The sequence below is a fragment of the Ectopseudomonas khazarica genome, assembly GCF_017915135.1.
Lineage (GTDB): Bacteria > Pseudomonadota > Gammaproteobacteria > Pseudomonadales > Pseudomonadaceae > Aquipseudomonas > Aquipseudomonas khazarica.
On sequence record NZ_CP068551.1, the window covers coordinates 2404596 to 2424665 of the forward strand.

Sequence of the window (20070 nt, forward strand, 5' to 3'; positions counted from 1 at the left end):
GCTGCTGCCTGCCGGTGATTGGGTGTTTTCAGCGCGGCAGTTCGATGCGCGCGGTTTCGCCTGGTACCTGTGGCCAGTCGCCGGCCGCCCAGCGTTGGCGGGCCTGGTCGATCAGTTCCGCGCTGCTGGCGACGAAGTTCCAGTTCATCCGGCGTGGGCCGATGGGCTCGCCGCCGATCAGGGCCAGGTGGCATTCGCCACAGGCCCCGAGCAGTGGGGTTTCTCCGGCAGGGATGACGGCCATGGCGCGGGCTGGCAGCGCTTCGCCATCCAGTTCGGCGTCGCCGTCGATCAGGTACAGGGCGCGCTCGCTGTGCTCGGCCGGAATCACCAGGTTGGCGCCGGCGGCCAGGCGCAGCTCGGCATAGAGGGTCGGCGAGCGAACCGCGACAGGGGATTCGAGGCAGAAGCCCTTGCCGGCGATCAGGGTGATGCGCACGCCAAGCGCGTCGCTGCATGGCAGGGTTGCCGCAGGGTGGTGGCTGTAGCTGGGCGCGCAGCGTTCCTCGGCCTCCGGCAGCGCCAGCCACACCTGCAGCCCGTGCAAGCGCTTGTTCTGCCCGAGCTGCGCCTGCGGGGTGCGCTCCACGTGGGCCACCGCATCGCCGGCAGTCATCCAGCTGACGTCGCCGGGCTCGACCAACTGATCGGAGCCGAGACTGTCCTTGTGCTGCAGCTGGCCCTCGAACAGGTAGGTGAGGGTGGACAGGCCGATGTGCGGATGCTGGGCGATGTTCATGCCGCTGCCAGCGGGATACGCCTGTTCCAGCATGTGATCGAAGAAGACGAATGGACCGATGCTGCGAAAGCGTGCCGAGGGCAGGGGGCGCAGGATCGGCTGGCCGGAAATGTCCTCGGCACGTGGCCGGATCAGCTGCAGCTCGCTCATGCCAGTGCTCCCGCCAGACGGGTCTCGACCTGGATGTCGGTGCTGGTCATCAGCTTGTGGATCGGGCACTTGTCGGCGACGCGCAGCAGCTGCTGGCGCTGGGCATCGTCCAGCGGCCCCCTGAGCGCCAGCTCGACGACCAGGCGGTAGTTGCCTTCACGCTCCTCGCTGTCGTCACGCTCGACGTTGACGTCGATACCTTCCAGCGGCAGGCCACGCTGGCGCGCATAGAGCAGCAGGGTCATGGCCTTGCAGGTACCGAGCGAGGCGTCGAACAGGTCATGCGGATCGGGGCCGGCACCTTCTCCGCCGAGCTCGGGCGCGACGTCCCCGAGGAGCTGGTGCGAGCCGATTTCGATCGCCTGTTGCAGGCCCTTGCGGTGATGGATGCGGATCATGGCTCTTCCTTAGGATGCGAGGCTGGACGGCAATGTCCGCCAGCCTAGCCCAGTGCAGCAGGATCACACCAGTGCCGACAGCCGTACATCGGCGCCCAGCACACGCAGCAGGCGGCCCTGCGCATCGACGATGGGTACCGACACGGTGAAGCAGAAGTCGTCGGTCGCCGATGAGCGATAGACCTGGGTGATGTGGCTGCGCATCTGCTCGGCCACGGCGCGGAACCAGGGCCGCTGGCTCCAGTCCCGGCCCCGGCAACTGGCCGCGCTGCCTTGTGCGATGTCGGCGGCGAAGACGTTCTCGGAGATCTGCACGCCGCGACTGTCGACCAGGTAGAAGAGTTCGAAGCGTGCATCGCGTGCCAGGGTTTCGCCGAGCAGGCGTTCGGCAGCCGCCACATCCCCTGACAGCGCCGCTTGCCTGGCCAGCTGTTCGACGCTGGCGCGTACCGCGCTGTGGATTTCCAGGCGGAAGTCACCCAGGCCGGCGAGCAGGCGGTCGCCATCCTCACGTACTGCCTTGCTGTGGTGCAGTACCTGACCGGCCTTGCCCAGCAGTTCACCCGCGACCTGGGCGATGTTCTGCACGTCGCCGTTGATCGAGCGCACCGCCTGGCCGATCTGCTCGGTACCCGCGGCGATCTGGCCGACCTGGGCATCCAGCCGGTCCATGGCCTGGCGGGTGCTGCCCAAGCCGTCGCTGACGGCGAGGATACCGGCGCGACCGTCGGCCACCGCCTGGTTCATGTGCTGCCCGGCATCGCCGAGCTGCTGCATGCCTTCACGGAAGCGCTCGATGATATCGCTGACCTGGCCGGTGGCGTCGGTGGTGTGGCCCGCCAGGCGTCGAACCTCTTCTGCGACCACGGCGAAGCCTCGGCCATGCTCACCGGCCCGGGCGGCCTCGATCGCGGCATTGAGTGCCAGCAGGTTGGTCTGCTGGGAAATGCTGGCGATCACGCCGATGACCTTGCTCACCTCGTCGAGCTGCCCGGCCAGGCGCTGGATGACCTGGGCCAGCTGCGCCTCGCTGGCGTCGATCACCTCGACCTGTCTCAGCACGGCCTGGCCGCTTTCCTGGCACTGGTGCAGGGTCGCGGACACCTCCGCCGACAGGCGCGCGACCGCGCCGGCACCCGGCACCAGTTCCGCGTCGAGGGTGGTGGTGACCTGTTCGCTGGCGCTGGCGATCAGCTCCGACGATTGCGCCAGGGTCTGGCCGCTCTGCTGGTTGGCTGCGGCGATGCGGGCCAGTTGCGGGGCATGCGCGGCGATGCCGACGGCGGCGCCCAGGCTGGCACGAATGCGCTGCTGGAGACCGGCGCTGAAATCGTTGAGGCGCGTCATCCATTGATAGTGTTCCGGCAACCGGATGGTGAGATCGTGTTGTTGAAACAAGGCATCCAGTGCGGCCTCGTCCCTGGCTTTGCGGGCGGGCTTGCGCAGCAACTGCAGCATGATGGTTCCCCTCTTCGGTCTACCCGACGCACTGCAAGCCAGGTGCCATCATCCCGCACCGCCCGCATGGCCCTGACTGCGGGCGGTGCCGGGTGGCGGCGGGCGAATCTGGTGCGCCGGTCGTGCCGGCCGCTCCAGCGGGGTGCGGCGAACGGTAAGGGGCCAGCGAACTTGCCCCACCTGCCGCGGGTCTATGGTGCTCGTACCGTCAGGAGGACTCGACGTGCTCATACGCCGAAAGATGTCATGGATAGTCGCGCTCAGTGCCGCGATTGCCTGCAGCGCCGAGGCGCGCGATTACCGTTACAGCGATGCTCACCTGCACTATGTCGACTTCTTCCAGGAAAGCGCCGGCATGGATGCCTTGCTGGAGAAAATGGCCGAGAACAATGTCGAGCATGTGATGTTTTCCGGTATTCCGGTGGCCAAGAAATGGGACGAGGACGAGCCCAAGCGTCCGCGCTACTACGCCGGTGACGATGCCAACGCATACTGGTACAGCGCCACCGACGTGTTCATCGCCGCCGCCTACAAGCGCCTGCCGGCCGAGCAGCGCAAGCGCTTCCATCCCTTTCTCTCCGGCTTCAATCCCAACGACAAGAACGCGGATGCGCATATCCGCCGCATGCTCGAACTGGACCCGGGGTTGTGGCAGGGCATCGGCGAGGTGTTCACCCGGCATGACGACCTGACCGCGCTGATTCACGGCAGTGCCCCGCGCGCCGACAACGAAGCCCTGGCCCGCGTGTTTCACCTGGCGGCGGAGTACGACCTGCCGGTGATGCTGCACTCCAACGTCACCTCAAAGCGCGAGCGGGAACCGCTGTATCTGGAGGAGATCGAGGCGCCGCTGCGCAATCATCCGCATGTGCGCTTCATCTGGGCGCATGCCGGCACCAGCGCGGAGATTCACCGTCACCAGCAGAAGCTGGACTTTCTCCTCGACACCCTGGAACGCATGCTCGGCCAGTACCCCAATCTGTACATCGACCTGTCCTGGACCATGCTGCGCCCGTATCTGCTGGATGCGGACGGCAAGCCGGACCCGGACTGGGTCCACCTGGTCAGCAGCTACCCGGAGCGTTTCATGATCGGCTCGGACGTGGTGGGGCGCTTCGACAGCCTGGGTGACTACATGACGGGCTTCGACCCCTTCCTCGACGCGCTTCCCGAGGACGTGGCGCACAAGGTCGCGCGCGACAATTTCCTCTCTGTGCTGCCGCGCAGGGTGCAGGCCGAGCTCGACCCCTGATCCGTTGTCATCAACCTGTCATTCGGGCGTCATAGGCTCGCGCTCATTTCAACGAGGAGCGCGTCATGCATCACACCCGAATGACTCTGATTGCCGGCCTGTTGGCCTGCTCCGGCCTGGTCCAGGCCGATGTGCGTGTGGAAGGTCCGGTCGAATACGGCGTTTTCAGCAGCCAGTACAAGGATTTCCAGCCTGGAGAGCGAGTGCTGACGCGCAGCAATCAGGATATCGAGCGTACCGAGGAGATTCCCGCCAGGCTCGGCACCAAGTTCGGCATGCGCTACAGCCTGGCCGGCAAGCGCGAGGGTGATCTGCCGCTGACCCTGCTGTACCTGACGCCTGGCGTGGTCACCCCGGATGGTCAGCGTCACGACAAGTTCGAAGTGCAGCAGAAGCTGGTGGTCGGGGCGCCGCAGGACGTGATGGCGTTCGAGTTCACCGAACACCACGAGGTGGTGCCCGGCGAGTGGCATTTCATCGTCTATCAGGGCGATCGCAAGCTGGCCGAGCAGCGCTTCCAGGTCCGCTGATCAGAGCAGGATCAGCGCCCAGGTCAGGGCAATGATCAGCAGCGCCAGCAACTGCGCGGCGCTACCCATGTCCTTGGCCTGCTTCGACAGCGGATGCAGGTTCAGCGAAATGCGGTCGACCACCGCTTCGATCGCCGAATTGAGCAGCTCCACCACCAGTGCCAGCAGCGGCGTCAGCATCAGCAGGACGCGTTCGGCGCGGCTGACATCCAGCAGGCAGGCCAGCGGCAGCAGCACCAGGTTCAGCCACACCAGCTGGCGGAAAGCGGCCTCGCCCCGATAGGCCGCGCGCAGGCCGGCCAGCGAGTAACCGGTGGCGTTGAGTATCCGCGTCAGGCCGCTACGGCCCTTGAACGACAGGGCGTCGAGGTCGGGGGCCTCACTCATGGCTGCAGCACTCCCCAGGGGTTGTTGAGCGCGTGCTGGTAAGCCTGCTGCAGGTACTGCACGTCGCCGTCAGGCATGTCGCCACGGTGGCGTTGCAGTTGGCCGAGATCGTGCCGGGAAGCACTGGCGACGCGCCAGCGGCGGCGCCCCTTTTCCAGGTCCAGCAGGGCGATATCGACATCGTCGGCGCCGCGTACCTTGACGAAGATGTGCTTGGCGTAGCAGCAACCATGCTGCCAGCCGCCCAGGTGCATGCGGGCCAGGGTCAGGGCCAGTTGGCGCAGCATCTCCCGGGTCAGCGCGGTGGGCATCTGCTGGGCATACCACTGCTCCAGGCTGATGAAACCCTGCAGGGCTTCGGTGACCAGCAGCGCCTGCCAGTCTCCGGCCTGACGGCGTGCCGCGCAGTAGACGATGTTGGGCGTGCGGATGCCGAGGCGGGCGAGGGCCCGGTAGGCCTGCAGCTCGCGCAGGATGGTCGGGCGCCCGAGGGGATGGCGCAGTGACCGATGGATGTGGCCGTTCTGGCGCTTGCAGTACAGCGGCGGCCGGGCGTTGTCCCGGCTCTGCAGGAGCAGCACGCCGCTATCGCCACCACGGCGCTGATTGGCCGGCTCGACCCACTCGCCGGGGCTGTGCCACCAGCGATCGAATTCGGTGGCGGGCAGGGCGCCGATGGCCTTCTCGGTGAGGACGCCCATCTCAGGCCTCCTTGCGCAGCACGTAGGTGCGCCACATGGCATAGCCCGGCAGGAAGTCCAGGTGGCCGATGATCTCGAAGCCGGCCTGGCGGAATTCGCCTTCGATCACTGCGCGCGGCACGACGAAGCGATTCTGGTTCTGCGTGGCGCGGCCCTCGGCCGCCCGGCGTTCTTCCAGGCGGCGACGCTTCCAGGCCTTGTAGTTGCCATCGACCCAGAGCGAGACGATCACGCTGTCACGGCTGACCCGGTGAAACTCGCGCAGCACGGCGACGCGGTGCTCGGCGGACTCGATGTGGTGCAGCAGGCGGATGCAGAAGATGCAATCCACGGCGTTGGCGCCCAGGTCGATATCGAAGGCCGAGGTGCGGAAGCTGTTGATCCGGGCCACCACCTCGGGCGGCTGCGCGGCACGCGCGGTGGCGATCATGTCGGCGGAGTTGTCCGCCGCGAGGATCACCCGGTTGGGCTGCTCGCAGAGCATGGGCCAGAATCGCCCGGCGCCGCAGGGCAGGTCGAGTACCAGATTGGGTTCATCGGCCAGCTTCAGGGCATGGCGTGCCACCTGTACGTCGCGCCAGTGCGACAGGCGACGGGCCAGGCCGTCGCGATGCTTGTGCAGGTAGTGCTGGGCGTGGTCGAGATCGTACTTGCGGGAGAATTCCAGCTCGATGGGGCTTGGCTTGGGCATGACGAACGTCCGCTGATGGATACGTTCGTCACCCTAGGCGTCGCGGCATCAAGGCAATGTCAAAGAGATGTGAAAAAAACGTCAAGCCTCGCTGCTCAGGGCCACGCGGAAGCGCGTATCGCCCGGTTCGCTCTGCAGGCTGACGCTCCAGCCCTGCTTGGCGCAGATGCGCTTGACCAGCGACAGCCCCAGGCCGAGCCCTTCACCGCGCGCCTGGGCGCCACGGACGAACGGCTGGAAGATACGCTCGTGCTGCTCGGGCGGAATGCCCGCGCCACTGTCCTCGATGCGAAAGGCGCCGCGTTCCAGGATCAGGCGCACGCTACCGCGTTCGGTGTAGTGCAGGGCGTTGCGCAGCAGGTTGGCCATCACCGTGGCGAGGAAGGTGGTGTTGTAGCGACCGTCGTCCTGGCCTTCTTCGATCAGCTGGAAGTCCAGGCCTTTCTCCTTCATCAGTGCGCCCCAGCGACTGGCCTGCTCCTGGGCGATGGTGGCCAGCGGACGGGTGCCCATGAGCACCGCCTCGTTGGACTTGTCGCGCGCCAGTTCGAGGAAGGTCTGTACCAGCTCGCGCATCTCCTCGGTCGCCCGCGTGATGCGTGCCAGCTGCTCCTTCTCGCGCGGCGCCAGGGGCGCTTCGGCGAGCAGTTCGCACGAGGTGGCGATGACCATCAGCGGCGTGCGCAGCTCGTGGCTGACGTCGCTGGTGAACAGGCGTTCGCGCTCCAGCGACTGGCGCACCTGGCCCAGCGTGCTGTCGAAGGCGGCGGCCAGCTGGCCGATCTCGTCATCCGGATAGTCCGGGGCGAGGGGCGGAGCCAGTGGATGCAGCTGGTCGCGATGGCGCACCTGCTGCGCCAGGCGGGTGACGGGAGCCATCACCTTGCGCGCGGTGATCAGGCCCAGGCCCCAGGCGGCGACCACGGTGAGCAGGAAACCCGCCAGCACGACGTTGAACAGGGCATTTTCGCGGGCTTCGAATTCCTCTTGCTCCTGCACCAGCATGTAGGTCTGGCCGTTGATCTCCTGCACGTAGACATAGAGCGCTTCGTTGCCACTGACGACCTCGTTGAAGCCTTCCGCCAGGCCGTCGTATTCGGCCGGGATGGCGTAGTCGGGGTTGCTCGAGGAGAAAAAGCGGGTGCTCGAGTCGAGACGCGGCGGGCGCCCGTGGTGGATGTCCTCGTTCAGCGTTTCGCCGAGTTCGCGGCTCATCTCCTGTGAGACCAGGTGCTCCTCGATGAAGTGCACCACGGCGACGATGCTCAGCGAGAACAGGCCGCTGACCATCACGGTCATCAGCACGAAGGCGATCAGGATGCGCCGTTCGAAAGGCTGCTTAGCCAGCATGCTCGTTCTCCGCCAGGCGGTAACCCACGCCGTGGATGGTGTGCAGCAAGGGGCTCGGGAAGGGCTTGTCGAGCACCTGGCGCAACTGGTGGACGTGGCTGCGCAGGCTGTCGCTGTCGGGGCAGTCGTCGCCCCACAGGGCTTCCTCCAGCGCTTCGCGGCGCACCACCGCCGGGCTGCGCTGCATGAGGATGGCCAGCAGCTTCAGCCCCAGTGGGTTGAGCTTGAGCGGCTGGCCGGCGCGGCTGACGTGCAGGGTGTCGAGGTCGTAGAGCAGGTCGGCGATCTGCAGCTGGCGTTTGCGGGTGCCCTGACTGCGCCGCAGGATGGCCTCGATGCGGGCCACCAGTTCGGAGAGGGCGAACGGCTTGATCAGGTAGTCGTCGGCTCCGGCGTTGAGGCCCTGCAGGCGGTCGTCCAGCGCATCGCGGGCGGTGAGCATGAGGATCGGCACCTCGTTGCGGCCGTCCTCGCGCAGGCGCTTGCACACCTGGTAGCCATCGATGCCCGGCAGCATGATGTCCAGCACGATCAGGTCGTAATGCCCGGTGCTGGCCAGGTGCAGGCCGCTGAGGCCGTCCTGGGCGCAGTCGACGCTGAAACCCTTGAGCTGCAGGTAGTCCAGCACGTTGGCGAGGATGTCGCGGTTGTCTTCGATGACCAGAATGCGCATCGGCGAATAGTCCCGGGTTTGACGAATTTTTCACACGGCTTTGACGAACGGCTCACGGCGCACTGAGCAGACTTCGGCTCGTTCATCCCACAAGGATCATACGATGCCTCGGCTCCATTACGCGCAACTTCGTTATCTGTCGATCATTCTGCTGGCCTGGCTGGCGGTCTTCTTCCTGACGCGCAGCGTGCTGCTGCTCAGCCACCTGGGCGACGCCAGCGTGTCACTGACGGACCTGTTCGGGCTGTACGGCGTCGGCCTGGTCTATGACCTGAGCTTCCTGGTCTACGCCGCCATCCCCATGACCCTGTACCTGCTGCTGTGCCCGGCCTGGCTGTGGCGCCGACGCTGGCACCAGCGCATGCTGGTCGGCGTGGTCGCGGTCAGCCTGTTCGTGATGTTCTTCACCGCCGTGGCGGAGTGGCTGTTCTGGGACGAGTTCGGGGTGCGCTTCAACTTCATCGCCGTCGACTACCTGGTGTACTCCAAGGAGGTGGTGAACAACATCCTCGAGTCCTACCCGATCTATCCGCTGCTGTCGCTCCTGGCGGTCGTGGCCATCGGCCTGACCTTCGCCCTGCGTCGTACCCTGCACGCCGCGTTGCAGGCTCCGCGCCTGCCGTTCAGCCGGTCGGCCTATGGCGTGCTGATGCTGGCCCTGCTGGTCGGCCTGTGCAGTGGCCTGGTCGGCCAGGACGCACCGCGCGGCCTGGGCGGCAACACCTATCAGCGTGAGCTGGCGAGCAACGGCCCATATCAGTTCTTCGCCGCTTTCCGCAACAACGAGCTGGACTACCGGCAGTTCTACGCCACCTTGCCGGACGGTGCGGTGGCGGGGCTGCTGCGCGAAGAAGTCAGCGAACCCAATGCACGCTTCATCGGTCGCGACCCGGAAGACATCCGCCGGGTCATCGACAACCCCGGCAAGGCCAAGCCACTGAACGTGGTGCTGGTGACCATCGAAAGCCTCAGCGCCAAGTACCTGGGGAGCTTCGGCGACACTCGCGGGCTGACGCCGAACCTCGACGAGCTGCGCAAGCACAGCCTGGTGTTCACCAACCTGTATGCCACTGGCACCCGCACCGATCGCGGCCTGGAGGCGATCACCCTGTCGATTCCGCCGACCCCGGGGCGGTCGATCGTCAAGCGCATCGGCCGCGAATCCGGTTACGCCAGCCTGGGCCAGCAACTGGGCGCCAAGGGCTACGACAGCGTGTTCGTCTATGGCGGGCGCGGCTACTTCGACAACATGAACGCCTTCTTCGGCGGCAACGGCTACCGCATCGTCGACCAGAGCAGCGTCGCCGACGCCGACATGAGCTTCCAGAACGCCTGGGGCATGGCTGACGAGGATCTCTATCGCCAGGCCATGAAGGTGGCCGATGCCGATCATGCCAGTGGCAAGCGTTTCTTCCTGCAGCTGATGACCACCTCCAACCATCGTCCCTACACCTATCCCGATGGGCGTATCGACATCAAGTCGGGGGAGGGGCGCGAAGGCGCGGTGAAGTACACCGACTACGCCATCGGCCAGTTCCTGGCCGAGGCACGGAGCAAGCCCTGGTTCGACGACACCCTGTTCGTCTTCGTCGCCGACCACACGGCCGGCAGCGCCGGGCGCGAGGACCTGCCGGTGGCCAACTACCACATCCCGCTGTTCGTCTATTCGCCCAAGCACGTCAAGCAGGCCGAGTACACCGACGTCGTCAGTCAGATCGACGTGGCGCCGACGCTGATGGGCCTGCTCAACCTCGACTATGTGTCCACCTTCTTCGGTCGCAACGTGTTGCGCGAGGACCATGCGCCGGGCCGCGCCCTGCTGGGCAACTACCAGCACCTGGGGCTGTTCGACGGGCATGACCTGGCCATTCTCAGCCCGCAGCAGGGCATGCGTCGCCACGAAGACGCCCTGGGGCTCAGTCACGAGGCGCGTGTCGACACCACCGACCCGTTGCTGCGCCGTGACATCGCCTACTACCAGGGGGCCAGCCATGCCTACCAGAAGCGCCTGATCGCCTGGCAGGCCGACAGCGGCGATGCGCAGCATGTCAGCCAGCGCTAGTGCCGCCGAGGAGACCTCAATGACTTCGCGTTATCTGGACTTTCGCCTGGCCCTGGGCATCCCCCTGGCCCTGATGGCGGCCTTGCTGCTGATCGACCCGGCCCCGCTGGACTTCGCCCTGGCCAACCTGTTCTACGAACCGGGGCAGGGCTTCATCGGGCGCCACAGCTTCTGGCTGGAGGACATTCTGCATGACCGCGCCAAGCAGGCCGTGATCGTCGTCGGTGTGCTGGCGATCGTCGGCTTCGTCCTCAGCCTGTTGCCGACGAGGCTGCGCGCATGGCGCCGGCCGCTGGGCTATCTGGTGCTGGCGCTGGGCCTGTCGACCTCGGTGGTAACACCGCTGAAGGCCCTGACCGGCATGCATTGCCCCTGGAGCCTCACTGAGTTCGGCGGCCAGGAGCAGTTCACCCCGTTGCTCGCCGAGCGGGCCCCCACGGCCAAGCCCGGGCGCTGCTGGCCGGGCGGGCATGCCTCGGCAGGCTTCTCGCTGCTGGCGCTGTTCTTCGTCCTGCGTGATCGCCGCCCACGGGCCGCCCGCGTTGCCCTGGCCGTGGCGCTGGGCCTGGGTTCGTTGTTCTCGCTCGGACGCATGCTGCAAGGCGCGCACTTCCTCTCGCACAACGTCTGGACCTTGCTGATCGACTGGGTCATCTGCCTGGTCACCTACCGGCTCGTGCTCTACCGCGCGCCGGCTGTTCACTCCGCGGATGCTCGATTGGTGATGGGAGGGCAGCTTCAATGACAGGTTATCTGCAACTGGCTCGACTGGGTCTTGCCGCACTGGTGTTCCTCGGCGCTCTGCTGGCGCTGCCACTGAGCATGGCCTGGGGCGCCAGCAGCGCGCTGCCACTCGAACCGGCTCACCCGGCGGGCTGGGCGCAATCTCTGGAACCGCGCCTGAACCTGTACCGCATGGGGCCGGGGCTGTACCGCAGCGCCTTGCCGAAGGCCACTGACTGGCCGGCCCTGCAACGGCTGGGCGTGACCACGGTGGTCAATTTCTACCAGCACAGCGACGCTGAATGGCTGCGCGATCCGCAGGTCACCCAGGTGCACCTGCCGATGCATACCGATCGTGTCGACGACAGTGATGTGATCGCCGCGCTGCGTAGCATTCGCGAGGGCGAAAGTCGTGGTGCCGTGCTGATCCACTGCAAGCACGGGCAGAACCGCACGGGACTGATCGCCGCCATGTACCGGGTGATCTACCAGGGCTGGAGCAAGGAGCAGGCGCTGGCGGAGATGGCCGGTGCAGGCTTCGGTGGCGAGGATCGCATGGGCGATGCCGAACGCTATATCCGCGGGGCCGATGTCGGCGCGCTGCGCATCGCTCTCGAAAGCGGTGCCTGCAGCACCAGCCCCTGGGCACTCTGCGCACTCAAGGCGAAGCTCACGTCGCTGGTCGAGGGCGTGTGAGGTGGGCGCATCGCGCCTGTTCGGCGGCATCCTGACGCTGGCGCTGCTGGGTGGCTGCGCCAGCCTGCGCGAGCAGTTGCTCGCGGCCGATTATCCGCCGACCTACGTGGACGGCTTCGAGGCCGGTTGCAGCTCCGGACGAGCGATGGTCGGCCCGCTGGGCGGGTTCGACAAAGCCCCGCTACGCTATCAGCGGGAGCCGCTGTATGCGCAGGGCTGGGATGACGGTTTTCGCCAGTGCGAGCAGGTGCAACATGCCGACGGCTGGCGCTGGGCGCGGGATCAGCAGCGCAGTGACCGGAAGTGGCGTCACCAGGTCGATCAGGCGATGGCCAGCGCGCTGCGCCGTTAGCGCAGGTTCGCTATCAAGCGCTGGCGCGCCGTGCCGATAGTTACGCAGGGAGTGGCTTCAGTTTCCCCAGGTCCCCCGCCGGATCACGCGGCGGAGGTCTCGATTTCCGTGCGTAAAAGGAGTTTCGCCACATGTCGCTGCGTAATCTGTCCATTGCACCTAGAGCAGCCCTGGGCTTCGGTCTGGTGGCGTTGCTGGTGATCCTGCTCGGGATGTTCTCCCTGCTGCAGATGTCCGAAATGCGCAAGCAGTCCGCTGCGGTCGACAGCAACTGGCTGCCCAGTGTCATGGCGCTGGGGGAGCTGAGTCAGGACTCTCAGCGTCTGCGCGCACTCACCCTGCGCATGCTGGTCAGCCAGGATGCGGCGACGGTACAGGCCAGCCTGCGTACCGTCGAGGAGCTGCGGGCCAAGCTCGGCCAGGCCGAAGCCAACTACGAGAAGCTGATCTCCAGCGATGAGGAGCGCGCGCTCTACGACCGCTTCAAGCAGGCGAAGACGGACTACCTGGGCGAGCAGGAAAAGATCACCACATTCGTCCGCCAGGACGATTTCGAGCAGGCCAAGGGGGTCATGAGCGGTACGATCAATCAGCATGCCGATGACATTTCCCGGGCGCTGACGGCGCTCGCCGCGCTCAATCGCAGCGGCGCCGCCGATGCCGCCACGCAATCGATCGCGGTGTTCGAGTCGGCACGTGTCTGGGGCATCGTGATGATGCTGGTGGCGGCGCTGATCACCGTCGCGCTGGCCATGCTGCTGACCCGCAGCATCGTCGCGCCGCTGAGCGAGGCGGTGCAGGTGGCGGAGGTCGTGGCCTCGGGCGATCTGACCCGGAACATCGAGGCCGAGGGCAAGGATGAACCGGCGCGCCTGCTGCTGGCGCTGCGCAGCATGCAGCAGAGCCTGCGCAGCACCATCCAGGGCATCGCCGATTCCTCCAACCAGCTGGCCTCGGCCTCCGAGGAGCTGCATGCGGTGACCGAGGATGCGACCCGCGGCCTGCACCAGCAGAACACCGAGATCGAGCAGGCCGCTACCGCGGTGAACGAGATGACCGCCGCCGTGGAGGAGGTGGCGCGCAATGCGGTCAGCACCTCGGAGGCCTCGCGCGAGTCGAACGTCACCGCGCAGCAGGGACGCGAACAGGTGCGCCAGACCGTCGACTCGATCAGCCAGCTCAGCGACGACGTCGGCAGCACGGCGGCCGAGGTGGAGCAGTTGGCCGAACGTGTACGCGAGATCAGCAAGGTCCTCGACGTGATCCGCTCCATTGCCGAGCAGACCAACCTGCTGGCGCTCAACGCCGCCATCGAAGCTGCTCGTGCCGGGGAAGCCGGGCGCGGTTTCGCCGTGGTCGCCGACGAGGTGAGGGCGCTGGCGCACCGCACCCAGCAGTCGACCCAGGAGATCGAGCAGATGATCGGTGGCATCCAGGACGGCAGCGAGCGTGCCGTCACCTCCATGCAGGGCAGCAACGGGCGTGCGCGCTCGACGCTGGAGGTCGCACAGGCTGCCGGGGTGGCGCTGGAACAGATCACCCAGGCGATCGCCTCGATCAACGAGCGCAACCTGGTCATCGCCAGCGCCTCCGAGGAGCAGGCGCAGGTGGCGCGCGAGGTCGACCGCAACCTGGTCAATATCCGCGATCTGTCGATGCAGACCTCGGCCGGCGCCGACCAGACCAGCGCGGCCAGCCAGGAACTGTCGCGCCTGGCGGTGGACCTCAACGGCCTGGTGGCACGCTTCAAGGTCTGAGCGCAGCCGGCAAAAGAAAACGGCGCCCTGGGGCGCCGTTCTGCTTACAGCCGGGTGGCGATCACTTGCCGTTCCAGCGCTTGAGCACCAGGGTGGCGTTGGTGCCGCCGAAACCGAAGCTGTTGCTCATCACGGTGTCGACCTTGGCGTTTTCCTCGGTCTTGCAGAGGATCGGCAGGTCGGCGACTTCCGGGTCGAGCTCTTCGATGTTGGCCGAGCCGGCGATGAAGTTGTTCTCCATCATCAGCAGGCAGTAGATCGCTTCCTGTACGCCGGCGGCGCCCAGCGAGTGGCCGGAGAGGCTCTTGGTCGAGCTGATCTTCGGTGCCTTGTCGCCGAACACTTCACGTACGCCACGGATTTCCGCGACGTCACCGACCGGTGTCGAGGTGCCGTGGGTGTTGAGGTAGTCGATCGGGGTGTCGACGGTGGACAGTGCCTGCTGCATGCAGCGCACGGCGCCTTCACCGCTCGGGGCGACCATGTCGTAGCCGTCGCTGGTGGCGCCGTAGCCGACGATTTCGGCGTAGATCTTCGCGCCGCGGGCCAGAGCGTGCTCCAGTTCCTCGACCACGACCATGCCGCCACCGCCGGCGATGACGAAACCGTCACGCTTGGCGTCGTAGGCGCGCGAGGCCTTTTCTGGGGTCTCGTTGTACTGGGTGGAGAGGGCGCCCATGGCGTCGAACAGGCAGCTCTGGCTCCAGTGCTCCTCTTCACCACCGCCGGCGAAGACCACGTCCTGCTTGCCCAGCTGGATCTGCTCCATGGCCTGGCCGATGCAGTGCGCGCTGGTGGCGCAGGCCGAGGAGATGGAGAAGTTCACGCCCTTGATCTGGAACGGCGTGGCCAGGCAGGCGGAAACGGTGCTGCCCATGGTGCGGGTGACGCGGTATGGGCCGATGCGCTTGACGCCTTTCTCGCGCAGGGTGTCCAGGGCTTCCATCTGGTTGAAGGTGGAAGCACCGCCGGAGCCGGCGATCAGGCCGGTACGCGGGTTGGAAACCTGCTCGGGAGTCAGGCCGGAGTCCTTGATCGCCTGTTCCATGGACAGGTAGGCGAATGCGGCGGCATCCCCCATGAAGCGCATGATCTTGCGATCGATCAGCTCTTCCAGGTTCAGGTTGACCGAGCCGGAGACATGGCTGCGCAGGCCCATTTCGGCGTAGGCTGGGTTGAAACGGATACCCGATTTACCCTCGCGCAGGCTGCTGGCCACGCTTGCTTTGTCACTGCCCAGGCAGGAAACGATGCCCAGACCGGTAATCACGACACGACGCATGTGCAAGTCCTTCAGAAACTGTCAGTGGAGGTGAACAGGCCGACACGCAGGCCTTCGGCACTGTAGATCTCGCGACCATCGACGCTGACGCTGCCGTCGGCGATGCCGAGGATCAGCGAGCGGCTGATGGTGCGCTTGATATGAATGTTGTAGGTGACCTTCTTTGCGGTCGGCAGTACCTGGCCGAAGAATTTCACTTCGCCACTGCCCAGGGCACGGCCGCGGCCGGGGTTGCCCTGCCAGCCGAGGTAGAAGCCGACCAGCTGCCACATGGCGTCGAGGCCCAGGCAACCGGGCATGACCGGGTCGCCCTGGAAGTGGCAGCCGAAGAACCACAGGTCCGGGTTGATATCGAGCTCAGCGACGATTTCGCCTTTACCGTACTTGCCGCCGGTTTCGCTGATGTGAGCGATACGATCGATCATCAGCATGTTGGGGGCGGGCAGTTGCGCGTTCCCCGGGCCGAACAGTTCGCCGCGGCTGCAGGCGAGCAGGTCTTCCCGGGTGTAGGCGTTTTGTTTTGTCATGCGAGCTCCTCAATTGTCCCCACGCTTCTAAGGCTGGGCGAATCGTCCTGGCCGGCCACGCCCGGTGGGCATATGCCGGCAGCCTAGTCATAGACTGTTGCGTTGTGGTGAAAGTCACAGCGCAGTGAGTACAGTTGTACTCCGCTGGCCGCGCAATGTCACAGACCCTGCAATTTCTCCTTGTAACCCGTGTTCGTCATCAGGGCTACTGGCCTAAGGTCGCACCGGTAGCCAGCGCTGCAGAATGCGCTGCAGATCCGCACGTTTGAACGGCTTTGCCAGGTAATCGTTCATCCCGGCCGCCAGGCAGGCTTCGCGGTCGCCCTGCAGGGCATTGGCGGTCAGGGCGATGATCGGTACATCCTGGCCTTGTTGCAGCAGGCGGATCTGTCGGGTCGCTTCGTAGCCGTCCATGACGGGCAGGCGGCAGTCCATCAGGATCGCCGCATAGTCGTTCTGCGTGCAGCTCTGCACCGCCTGCTGGCCGTCTCCGACCAGGCTGACCTGATAGCCGAGGCTGCGCAGCATGGCCTCGATCACCGTCTGGTTGACCGGGTTGTCCTCTACCAGCAGCACGGCCTGGCCATCGCCTGCGTCCTGGCCGAGGGGCAGGTTCTCATGGTCATGCGGCCGTTCGCTGTAGGTGCGAAATGGCAGCGGAATTTCCAGGGTGAACACCGAGCCGCTGCCCAGCTGGCTGTCTGCCCGCAGGGTGCCGCCCATGCGCTCGGCCAGGGTCCTGGCGATCGGCAGGCCGAGGCCGGTGCCGCCGTAGCGTCGGGAAATCGAGGTGTCGGCCTGCTGGAAGGCGTCGAACATGTGTTCCAGGCGTTCGCTGTCGATGCCGATGCCGCTGTCGTGGACGGCGCAGGTGAACCACAGCACCTGCTCATCCAGCGGCTGCCAGTGGGTCTCGACGCGGATGTGGCCTTCTTCGGTGAATTTCAGTGCGTTGCCGATGAGGTTGACCAGAATCTGCCGGATGCGTGTCGGGTCGCCGCGCACTTCCAGCTGCTCCAGTCCGGCCTGTTTCTCCAGCAGCAGCTGCAGACCGCGCTGCTGGGCGCTGTGCTGGAACACCTGGATCGAACTCTGCAGCAACTCCAGCAGGTTGAAGGGTATGGCTTCCAGCTCCAGCGCGCCGCGCTCGATGCGGGAGAAGTCGAGGATGTCGTTGATCACCTTGAGCAGGTGCTCGGTCGATTCGGTGGCCAGCGCCGCGTACTCGGCCTGTTCGTCGCTGAGACTGGTGGTCTCGAGCAGCTGCAGCATGCCCAGCACGCCATTCATGGGGGTGCGCAGCTCGTGGCTCATCATCGCCAGGAAGTCCGATTTGGCGCGGTTGGCCTGTTCGGATTCCTCGCGTGCCTGGATCAGCTCGGCAATCGCCTGTTGCTGTTCCTGGCCGCTCTGTTCCAGCGCACAGGCGAGGTTGTTGATGTGGCGGGCCAGGTCGGTCAGTTCGTCGTTGCCCCGTTCGACCAGCGCCGGTCGGTAGTCGCCGCTCTGGATGCGCTCCAGCGCCTGACCCATGGCGCTGAGCGGCTGGGCCAGGCGTCTGGCCAGGCGCCTGGCGAGCAGGAAGGTCAGCAGCAGGGCGACCAGCGAGAGCACGCCGGCCTTGAGCAGGATTTCCTGTTGGCGGGCATTGAAGGTGTCGTTGGACATGCCGATCACCACGCGCCCCAGGTAACCGTTGCCAAGCACCTTGCCCAGCGGCAGCTGTTCGCGGGTCTGCGAGGCGTGCAGGCGAATCGCGGCCTGGAAGACTTCCACCTGCGGGGTGCTCTGCCCCTGTTCCTTGGCGCGTTCGACGTACACCAGGATGTTGTCGTCGCGATCACGGACTTCGGCGAAGCGCACGTCGGGCGTGCTCAGGGTGGCGCGCAGGAGGTTTTCCAGGATGCTCAGGTCGCCGTTGAGCACACCGTACTCGGTGGCTGGCGCCAGCTGGTTGGCGATCAGCTGGCCGGTGTGGCCCTGCTCCTGGCGCAGGTCCTGCAGGCGCGTGAACGTGAGAAAACCCGTCAGCAACAGGGTCAGCAGCAGCGCCGGGCCAACGCTGATCAGTTGCGTGCGGGTATGAATGTTCCAGCCACGGCGTTGCCTCGAGGCCCTACCGTCCCTGGTTGGATGTGGCGCTGCCGCGTCTGAGCGTGGCGGGCAGGGCTCGGGCAAAGGCTTGCCTGTTGGCACGAATTGTCCTTGGCAACTGACGTCGATCCGGCATGTTAACGCAGCTGCCGGGCTTTACCAGTGGCAGGCGCGCGCACTCTGCGGTAATTCGCGTTTGTGCCATCTATCTGCCCGTCCGTGCTGAACTTTTGCCCTGGCCGGGTACTCTCGGCTCCGTATAATGAGCGCAGACCGCCATCACCCATGGCCTCATTCGGAAGACATATGACAGAGCTTCAACCCATTGCCGTCCTGGGTGGCGGCAGCTTCGGTACCGCCCTGGCCAATCTGCTGGCAGAGAACGGCCAGCGTGTCCTGCAGTGGATGCGTGACCCTGAACAGGCCGAGCAGATGCGCCAGAGTGGCGAGAACCCGCGCTACCTGAAGGGCGTGAAGCTGCACCCCGGGATCGAGCCGACCAGCGATCTGGCCGGCGTGCTGCAGCAGGCCGAGCTGGTGCTGGTGGCGTTGCCGTCGAGCGCATTGCGCGACGCCCTGCAGCCCGTGGCCGGGCAGTTGGCGAACAAGATGCTGATCAGCACCACCAAGGGCATCGAGGCCAAGAGCTTCAAGTTGATGAGCCAGATTCTCGAAGAGATCGCCCCGCAGGCGCGTATCGGCGTGCTGTCCGGCCCGAACCTGGCCAAGGAAGTCGCCGACCACGCACTGACCGCCACGGTGATCGCCAGCGAAGACGAAGCGCTGTGCCTGTGCGTGCAGCAGGCGCTGCATGGCCGGACCTTCCGGGTCTACGCCAGCGCCGATCGCTTCGGTGTCGAGCTGGGCGGTGCGCTGAAGAACGTCTACGCCATCATGTCCGGCATGGCCGCCGCGCTGGGCATGGGCGAGAACACCAAGAGCATGCTGATCACCCGTGCCCTGGCCGAGATGACCCGCTTTGCCGTCAAGCTCGGCGCCAACCCCATGACCTTCCTGGGGCTGGCAGGGGTCGGCGATCTCATCGTCACCTGCTCGTCACCGAAAAGCCGTAACTATCAGGTCGGCTTCGCCCTCGGCGAGGGCCTCAGCCTGCAGGAGGCGGTGGAGCGCCTGGGCGAGGTGGCCGAAGGGGTCAACACGCTCAAGGTCCTCAAGGCGCGTGCCGAGGAACTCGACGTCTACATGCCGCTGGTCGCGGGCCTGCATGCCATCCTCTTCGAGGGGCGTACGCTGGCTCAGGTGATCGAGCTGTTGATGGCCGGTGAACCCAAGACCGACGTCGACTTCATTCCCACCGCAGGTTTCTAGCAGCGCTAAGTCAATCAAGGAGAGTTGAAGCATGAGCGATGAAAAACAGGAGCTTGAGCGCGAGTCGATTCTGTTGCGCATTCTGTGGATGGTGATCTTCGTTATCGTCTGGCAACTGGCCGAGCTGCTGCTCGGCGCCGTGGTGCTGCTGCAACTCGGCTATCGCCTGTTCTACGGCGCACCGAACGCCAGTCTGCTGGGCTTTGGCGACAGCCTGAGCCAGTACCTGGCGCAGATCGGTCGCTTCGGCACCTTCAACAGCGACGAGAAGCCCTGGCCGTTCGCCGACTGGCCGACGCCGCGGGCGCCGGAAGGCGAGGCCGCACACAGCATTCCACCCGCTGCGCATCCGGTGCGCGACGAGGAGCCCAAGCTGTGAGGCTGTGGCTGTTGCGACATGGCGAGGCCGAGCCTCGGGCCGCGAGCGATGCCGCTCGCGAGCTGACCGCCCATGGCCGCAACGAGGTGCAGCAGGCGGCCGCCCAGCTCGCTGGCCGGCCGCTGACAGCCATAGTCGCCAGCCCTTACGTGCGCGCTCAGCAGACGGCCGAGCTGGTGCGCGAGACGCTCGGCTTCGCTGGCAAGGTGAACACCGTGCCCTGGCTGACGCCCGACAGCGACCCGCGTGACGTGCTGAAGTACCTCGACGAGCGCGAGCGAGCCGAGGTGCTGCTGGTCAGTCACCAGCCCCTGATCGGCGCGCTGGGTGGCCTGCTGGTGCATGGGCACCGCCAGGATCCATTGCCGATGCGTACCGCGAGCCTGGCCGAGCTGGAAGGCGACATCCCGGCTGCGGGGCTGATGGAGCTGCTCGCGCTGATCCATCCGCACTGATCCGCCAGGGGCTGCGGACTGACGCAAGCCCTGGCGAGATGTGTCCTGTCGAGAAACATTTCTTAACTTGCGCCTCCTGTGTCTG

The 20070-nt window shown here is 65.9% G+C and carries 21 protein-coding genes; 10 read left to right on the forward strand and 11 right to left on the reverse strand.

What is annotated here, in order from left to right; translation table 11 throughout:
* Positions 1 to 28: 28 nt before the first annotated feature.
* The 3 genes from JLK41_RS11440 to JLK41_RS11450 form a co-directional block, all read right to left on the reverse strand.
* A complete protein-coding gene (locus JLK41_RS11440; protein WP_210391033.1) occupies positions 29 to 889 on the reverse strand; it encodes a pirin family protein in 861 nt (286 codons plus the stop codon).
* A complete protein-coding gene (locus JLK41_RS11445; protein WP_037051940.1) occupies positions 886 to 1287 on the reverse strand; it encodes an OsmC family protein in 402 nt (133 codons plus the stop codon). The genes JLK41_RS11440 and JLK41_RS11445 overlap by 4 nt, the downstream gene beginning before the upstream one ends.
* 63 nt (positions 1288 to 1350) lie before the next feature.
* Positions 1351 to 2745: a methyl-accepting chemotaxis protein gene (locus JLK41_RS11450; protein WP_179554097.1), complete on the reverse strand. Its 1395-nt coding sequence runs from the start codon at positions 2743 to 2745 to the stop codon at positions 1351 to 1353.
* Between the two features lie 241 nt (positions 2746 to 2986).
* On the opposite strand from JLK41_RS11450, the gene JLK41_RS11455 reads away from it, so the two are divergent.
* Positions 2987 to 3997 carry an amidohydrolase family protein gene (locus JLK41_RS11455; RefSeq protein ID WP_047586474.1) on the forward strand — a complete coding sequence of 337 codons (1011 nt, stop codon included), beginning with the start codon at positions 2987 to 2989 and terminating at the stop codon, positions 3995 to 3997.
* A gap of 65 nt (positions 3998 to 4062) precedes the next feature.
* Entirely contained in the window at positions 4063 to 4527 is a 465-nt protein-coding gene (locus tag JLK41_RS11460; RefSeq protein ID WP_037051948.1) for a DUF3859 domain-containing protein, read from the forward strand.
* Here the strand turns inward: JLK41_RS11460 and JLK41_RS11465 are convergent, their stop codons facing one another.
* From JLK41_RS11465 to JLK41_RS11485, 5 genes are all read right to left on the reverse strand, one after another.
* Positions 4528 to 4914 (reverse strand): diacylglycerol kinase, encoded by a 387-nt coding sequence (locus JLK41_RS11465; protein ID WP_037051950.1) that lies wholly within the window; start codon positions 4912 to 4914, stop codon positions 4528 to 4530.
* On the reverse strand, positions 4911 to 5615 hold the full coding sequence (locus tag JLK41_RS11470; protein WP_210391034.1) for a lipopolysaccharide kinase InaA family protein: 705 nt from the start codon (positions 5613 to 5615) through the stop codon (positions 4911 to 4913). The genes JLK41_RS11465 and JLK41_RS11470 overlap by 4 nt, the downstream gene beginning before the upstream one ends.
* A 1-nt stretch (position 5616) precedes the next feature.
* Entirely contained in the window at positions 5617 to 6306 is a 690-nt protein-coding gene (locus JLK41_RS11475; protein WP_037051954.1) for a class I SAM-dependent methyltransferase, read from the reverse strand.
* 81 nt (positions 6307 to 6387) lie between these two features.
* Positions 6388 to 7656 carry a sensor histidine kinase gene (locus JLK41_RS11480; protein ID WP_210391035.1) on the reverse strand — a complete coding sequence of 423 codons (1269 nt, stop codon included), beginning with the start codon at positions 7654 to 7656 and terminating at the stop codon, positions 6388 to 6390.
* Positions 7646 to 8329, reverse strand: a complete 684-nt coding sequence (locus JLK41_RS11485) for a response regulator transcription factor (RefSeq protein ID WP_047586466.1) — start codon at positions 8327 to 8329, stop codon at positions 7646 to 7648. Before JLK41_RS11485 ends, JLK41_RS11480 begins: the two co-directional genes overlap by 11 nt.
* Positions 8330 to 8432: 103 nt before the next feature.
* On the opposite strand from JLK41_RS11485, the gene JLK41_RS11490 reads away from it, so the two are divergent.
* The 5 genes from JLK41_RS11490 to JLK41_RS11510 all read left to right on the forward strand — a co-directional run bounded on the left by JLK41_RS11490 (position 8433) and on the right by JLK41_RS11510 (position 13919).
* Positions 8433 to 10391, forward strand: a complete 1959-nt coding sequence (locus tag JLK41_RS11490) for an LTA synthase family protein (protein ID WP_210391036.1) — start codon at positions 8433 to 8435, stop codon at positions 10389 to 10391.
* A gap of 19 nt (positions 10392 to 10410) precedes the next feature.
* Positions 10411 to 11136: a phosphatase PAP2 family protein gene (locus JLK41_RS11495; protein WP_210391037.1), complete on the forward strand. Its 726-nt coding sequence runs from the start codon at positions 10411 to 10413 to the stop codon at positions 11134 to 11136.
* Positions 11133 to 11810 carry a phosphatase domain-containing protein gene (locus tag JLK41_RS11500; RefSeq protein WP_210391038.1) on the forward strand — a complete coding sequence of 226 codons (678 nt, stop codon included), beginning with the start codon at positions 11133 to 11135 and terminating at the stop codon, positions 11808 to 11810. The genes JLK41_RS11495 and JLK41_RS11500 overlap by 4 nt, the downstream gene beginning before the upstream one ends.
* A gap of 1 nt (position 11811) precedes the next feature.
* Positions 11812 to 12162 carry a hypothetical protein gene (locus JLK41_RS11505; RefSeq protein WP_244976494.1) on the forward strand — a complete coding sequence of 117 codons (351 nt, stop codon included), beginning with the start codon at positions 11812 to 11814 and terminating at the stop codon, positions 12160 to 12162.
* A gap of 131 nt (positions 12163 to 12293) precedes the next feature.
* A complete protein-coding gene (locus JLK41_RS11510) occupies positions 12294 to 13919 on the forward strand; it encodes a methyl-accepting chemotaxis protein (protein ID WP_210391039.1) in 1626 nt (541 codons plus the stop codon).
* A gap of 61 nt (positions 13920 to 13980) precedes the next feature.
* Here the strand turns inward: JLK41_RS11510 and fabB are convergent, their stop codons facing one another.
* From fabB to JLK41_RS11525, 3 genes are all read right to left on the reverse strand, one after another.
* Positions 13981 to 15201, reverse strand: coding sequence for a beta-ketoacyl-ACP synthase I (fabB, locus tag JLK41_RS11515; protein ID WP_037051981.1), 1221 nt, complete (start codon positions 15199 to 15201; stop codon positions 13981 to 13983).
* Positions 15202 to 15212: 11 nt separating this feature from the next.
* Positions 15213 to 15728, reverse strand: coding sequence for a 3-hydroxyacyl-[acyl-carrier-protein] dehydratase FabA (gene fabA, locus JLK41_RS11520; protein ID WP_210391040.1), 516 nt, complete (start codon positions 15726 to 15728; stop codon positions 15213 to 15215).
* Between the two features lie 213 nt (positions 15729 to 15941).
* Positions 15942 to 17816 (reverse strand): ATP-binding protein, encoded by a 1875-nt coding sequence (locus JLK41_RS11525; RefSeq protein WP_244976514.1) that lies wholly within the window; start codon positions 17814 to 17816, stop codon positions 15942 to 15944.
* A gap of 312 nt (positions 17817 to 18128) precedes the next feature.
* Here JLK41_RS11525 and JLK41_RS11530 point away from each other — a divergent pair, with 312 nt between their 5' ends.
* The 3 genes from JLK41_RS11530 to sixA are packed head-to-tail and all read left to right on the forward strand — an operon-like array spanning position 18129 to position 19985.
* On the forward strand, positions 18129 to 19151 hold the full coding sequence (locus JLK41_RS11530; RefSeq protein WP_134675915.1) for an NAD(P)H-dependent glycerol-3-phosphate dehydrogenase: 1023 nt from the start codon (positions 18129 to 18131) through the stop codon (positions 19149 to 19151).
* Positions 19152 to 19182: 31 nt separating this feature from the next.
* The gene (locus tag JLK41_RS11535) at positions 19183 to 19530 is read left to right on the forward strand and encodes a DUF4389 domain-containing protein (RefSeq protein WP_037051991.1); all 348 of its coding nucleotides are present in this window, start codon (positions 19183 to 19185) and stop codon (positions 19528 to 19530) included.
* Positions 19527 to 19985 carry a phosphohistidine phosphatase SixA gene (sixA, locus tag JLK41_RS11540; RefSeq protein ID WP_037051994.1) on the forward strand — a complete coding sequence of 153 codons (459 nt, stop codon included), beginning with the start codon at positions 19527 to 19529 and terminating at the stop codon, positions 19983 to 19985. The genes JLK41_RS11535 and sixA overlap by 4 nt, the downstream gene beginning before the upstream one ends.
* Positions 19986 to 20070 lie beyond the last annotated feature (85 nt).

Coding starts and splice junctions, on each gene's coding strand:
- JLK41_RS11500 (WP_210391038.1), top strand. CDS start 11,133: ATGACAGGTTATCTGCAACTGGCTCGACTGGGTCTTGCCGCACTGGTG.
- JLK41_RS11495 (WP_210391037.1), top strand. CDS start 10,411: ATGACTTCGCGTTATCTGGACTTTCGCCTGGCCCTGGGCATCCCCCTG.
- fabB (WP_037051981.1), bottom strand. CDS start 15,201: ATGCGTCGTGTCGTGATTACCGGTCTGGGCATCGTTTCCTGCCTGGGC.
- JLK41_RS11535 (WP_037051991.1), top strand. CDS start 19,183: ATGAGCGATGAAAAACAGGAGCTTGAGCGCGAGTCGATTCTGTTGCGC.
- JLK41_RS11485 (WP_047586466.1), bottom strand. CDS start 8,329: ATGCGCATTCTGGTCATCGAAGACAACCGCGACATCCTCGCCAACGTG.
- JLK41_RS11455 (WP_047586474.1), top strand. CDS start 2,987: ATGTCATGGATAGTCGCGCTCAGTGCCGCGATTGCCTGCAGCGCCGAG.
- JLK41_RS11445 (WP_037051940.1), bottom strand. CDS start 1,287: ATGATCCGCATCCATCACCGCAAGGGCCTGCAACAGGCGATCGAAATC.
- fabA (WP_210391040.1), bottom strand. CDS start 15,728: ATGACAAAACAAAACGCCTACACCCGGGAAGACCTGCTCGCCTGCAGC.
- JLK41_RS11530 (WP_134675915.1), top strand. CDS start 18,129: ATGACAGAGCTTCAACCCATTGCCGTCCTGGGTGGCGGCAGCTTCGGT.
- JLK41_RS11490 (WP_210391036.1), top strand. CDS start 8,433: ATGCCTCGGCTCCATTACGCGCAACTTCGTTATCTGTCGATCATTCTG.
- JLK41_RS11450 (WP_179554097.1), bottom strand. CDS start 2,745: ATGCTGCAGTTGCTGCGCAAGCCCGCCCGCAAAGCCAGGGACGAGGCC.
- JLK41_RS11465 (WP_037051950.1), bottom strand. CDS start 4,914: ATGAGTGAGGCCCCCGACCTCGACGCCCTGTCGTTCAAGGGCCGTAGC.
- JLK41_RS11460 (WP_037051948.1), top strand. CDS start 4,063: ATGCATCACACCCGAATGACTCTGATTGCCGGCCTGTTGGCCTGCTCC.
- JLK41_RS11475 (WP_037051954.1), bottom strand. CDS start 6,306: ATGCCCAAGCCAAGCCCCATCGAGCTGGAATTCTCCCGCAAGTACGAT.
- JLK41_RS11480 (WP_210391035.1), bottom strand. CDS start 7,656: ATGCTGGCTAAGCAGCCTTTCGAACGGCGCATCCTGATCGCCTTCGTG.
- JLK41_RS11470 (WP_210391034.1), bottom strand. CDS start 5,615: ATGGGCGTCCTCACCGAGAAGGCCATCGGCGCCCTGCCCGCCACCGAA.
- JLK41_RS11440 (WP_210391033.1), bottom strand. CDS start 889: ATGAGCGAGCTGCAGCTGATCCGGCCACGTGCCGAGGACATTTCCGGC.
- JLK41_RS11510 (WP_210391039.1), top strand. CDS start 12,294: ATGTCGCTGCGTAATCTGTCCATTGCACCTAGAGCAGCCCTGGGCTTC.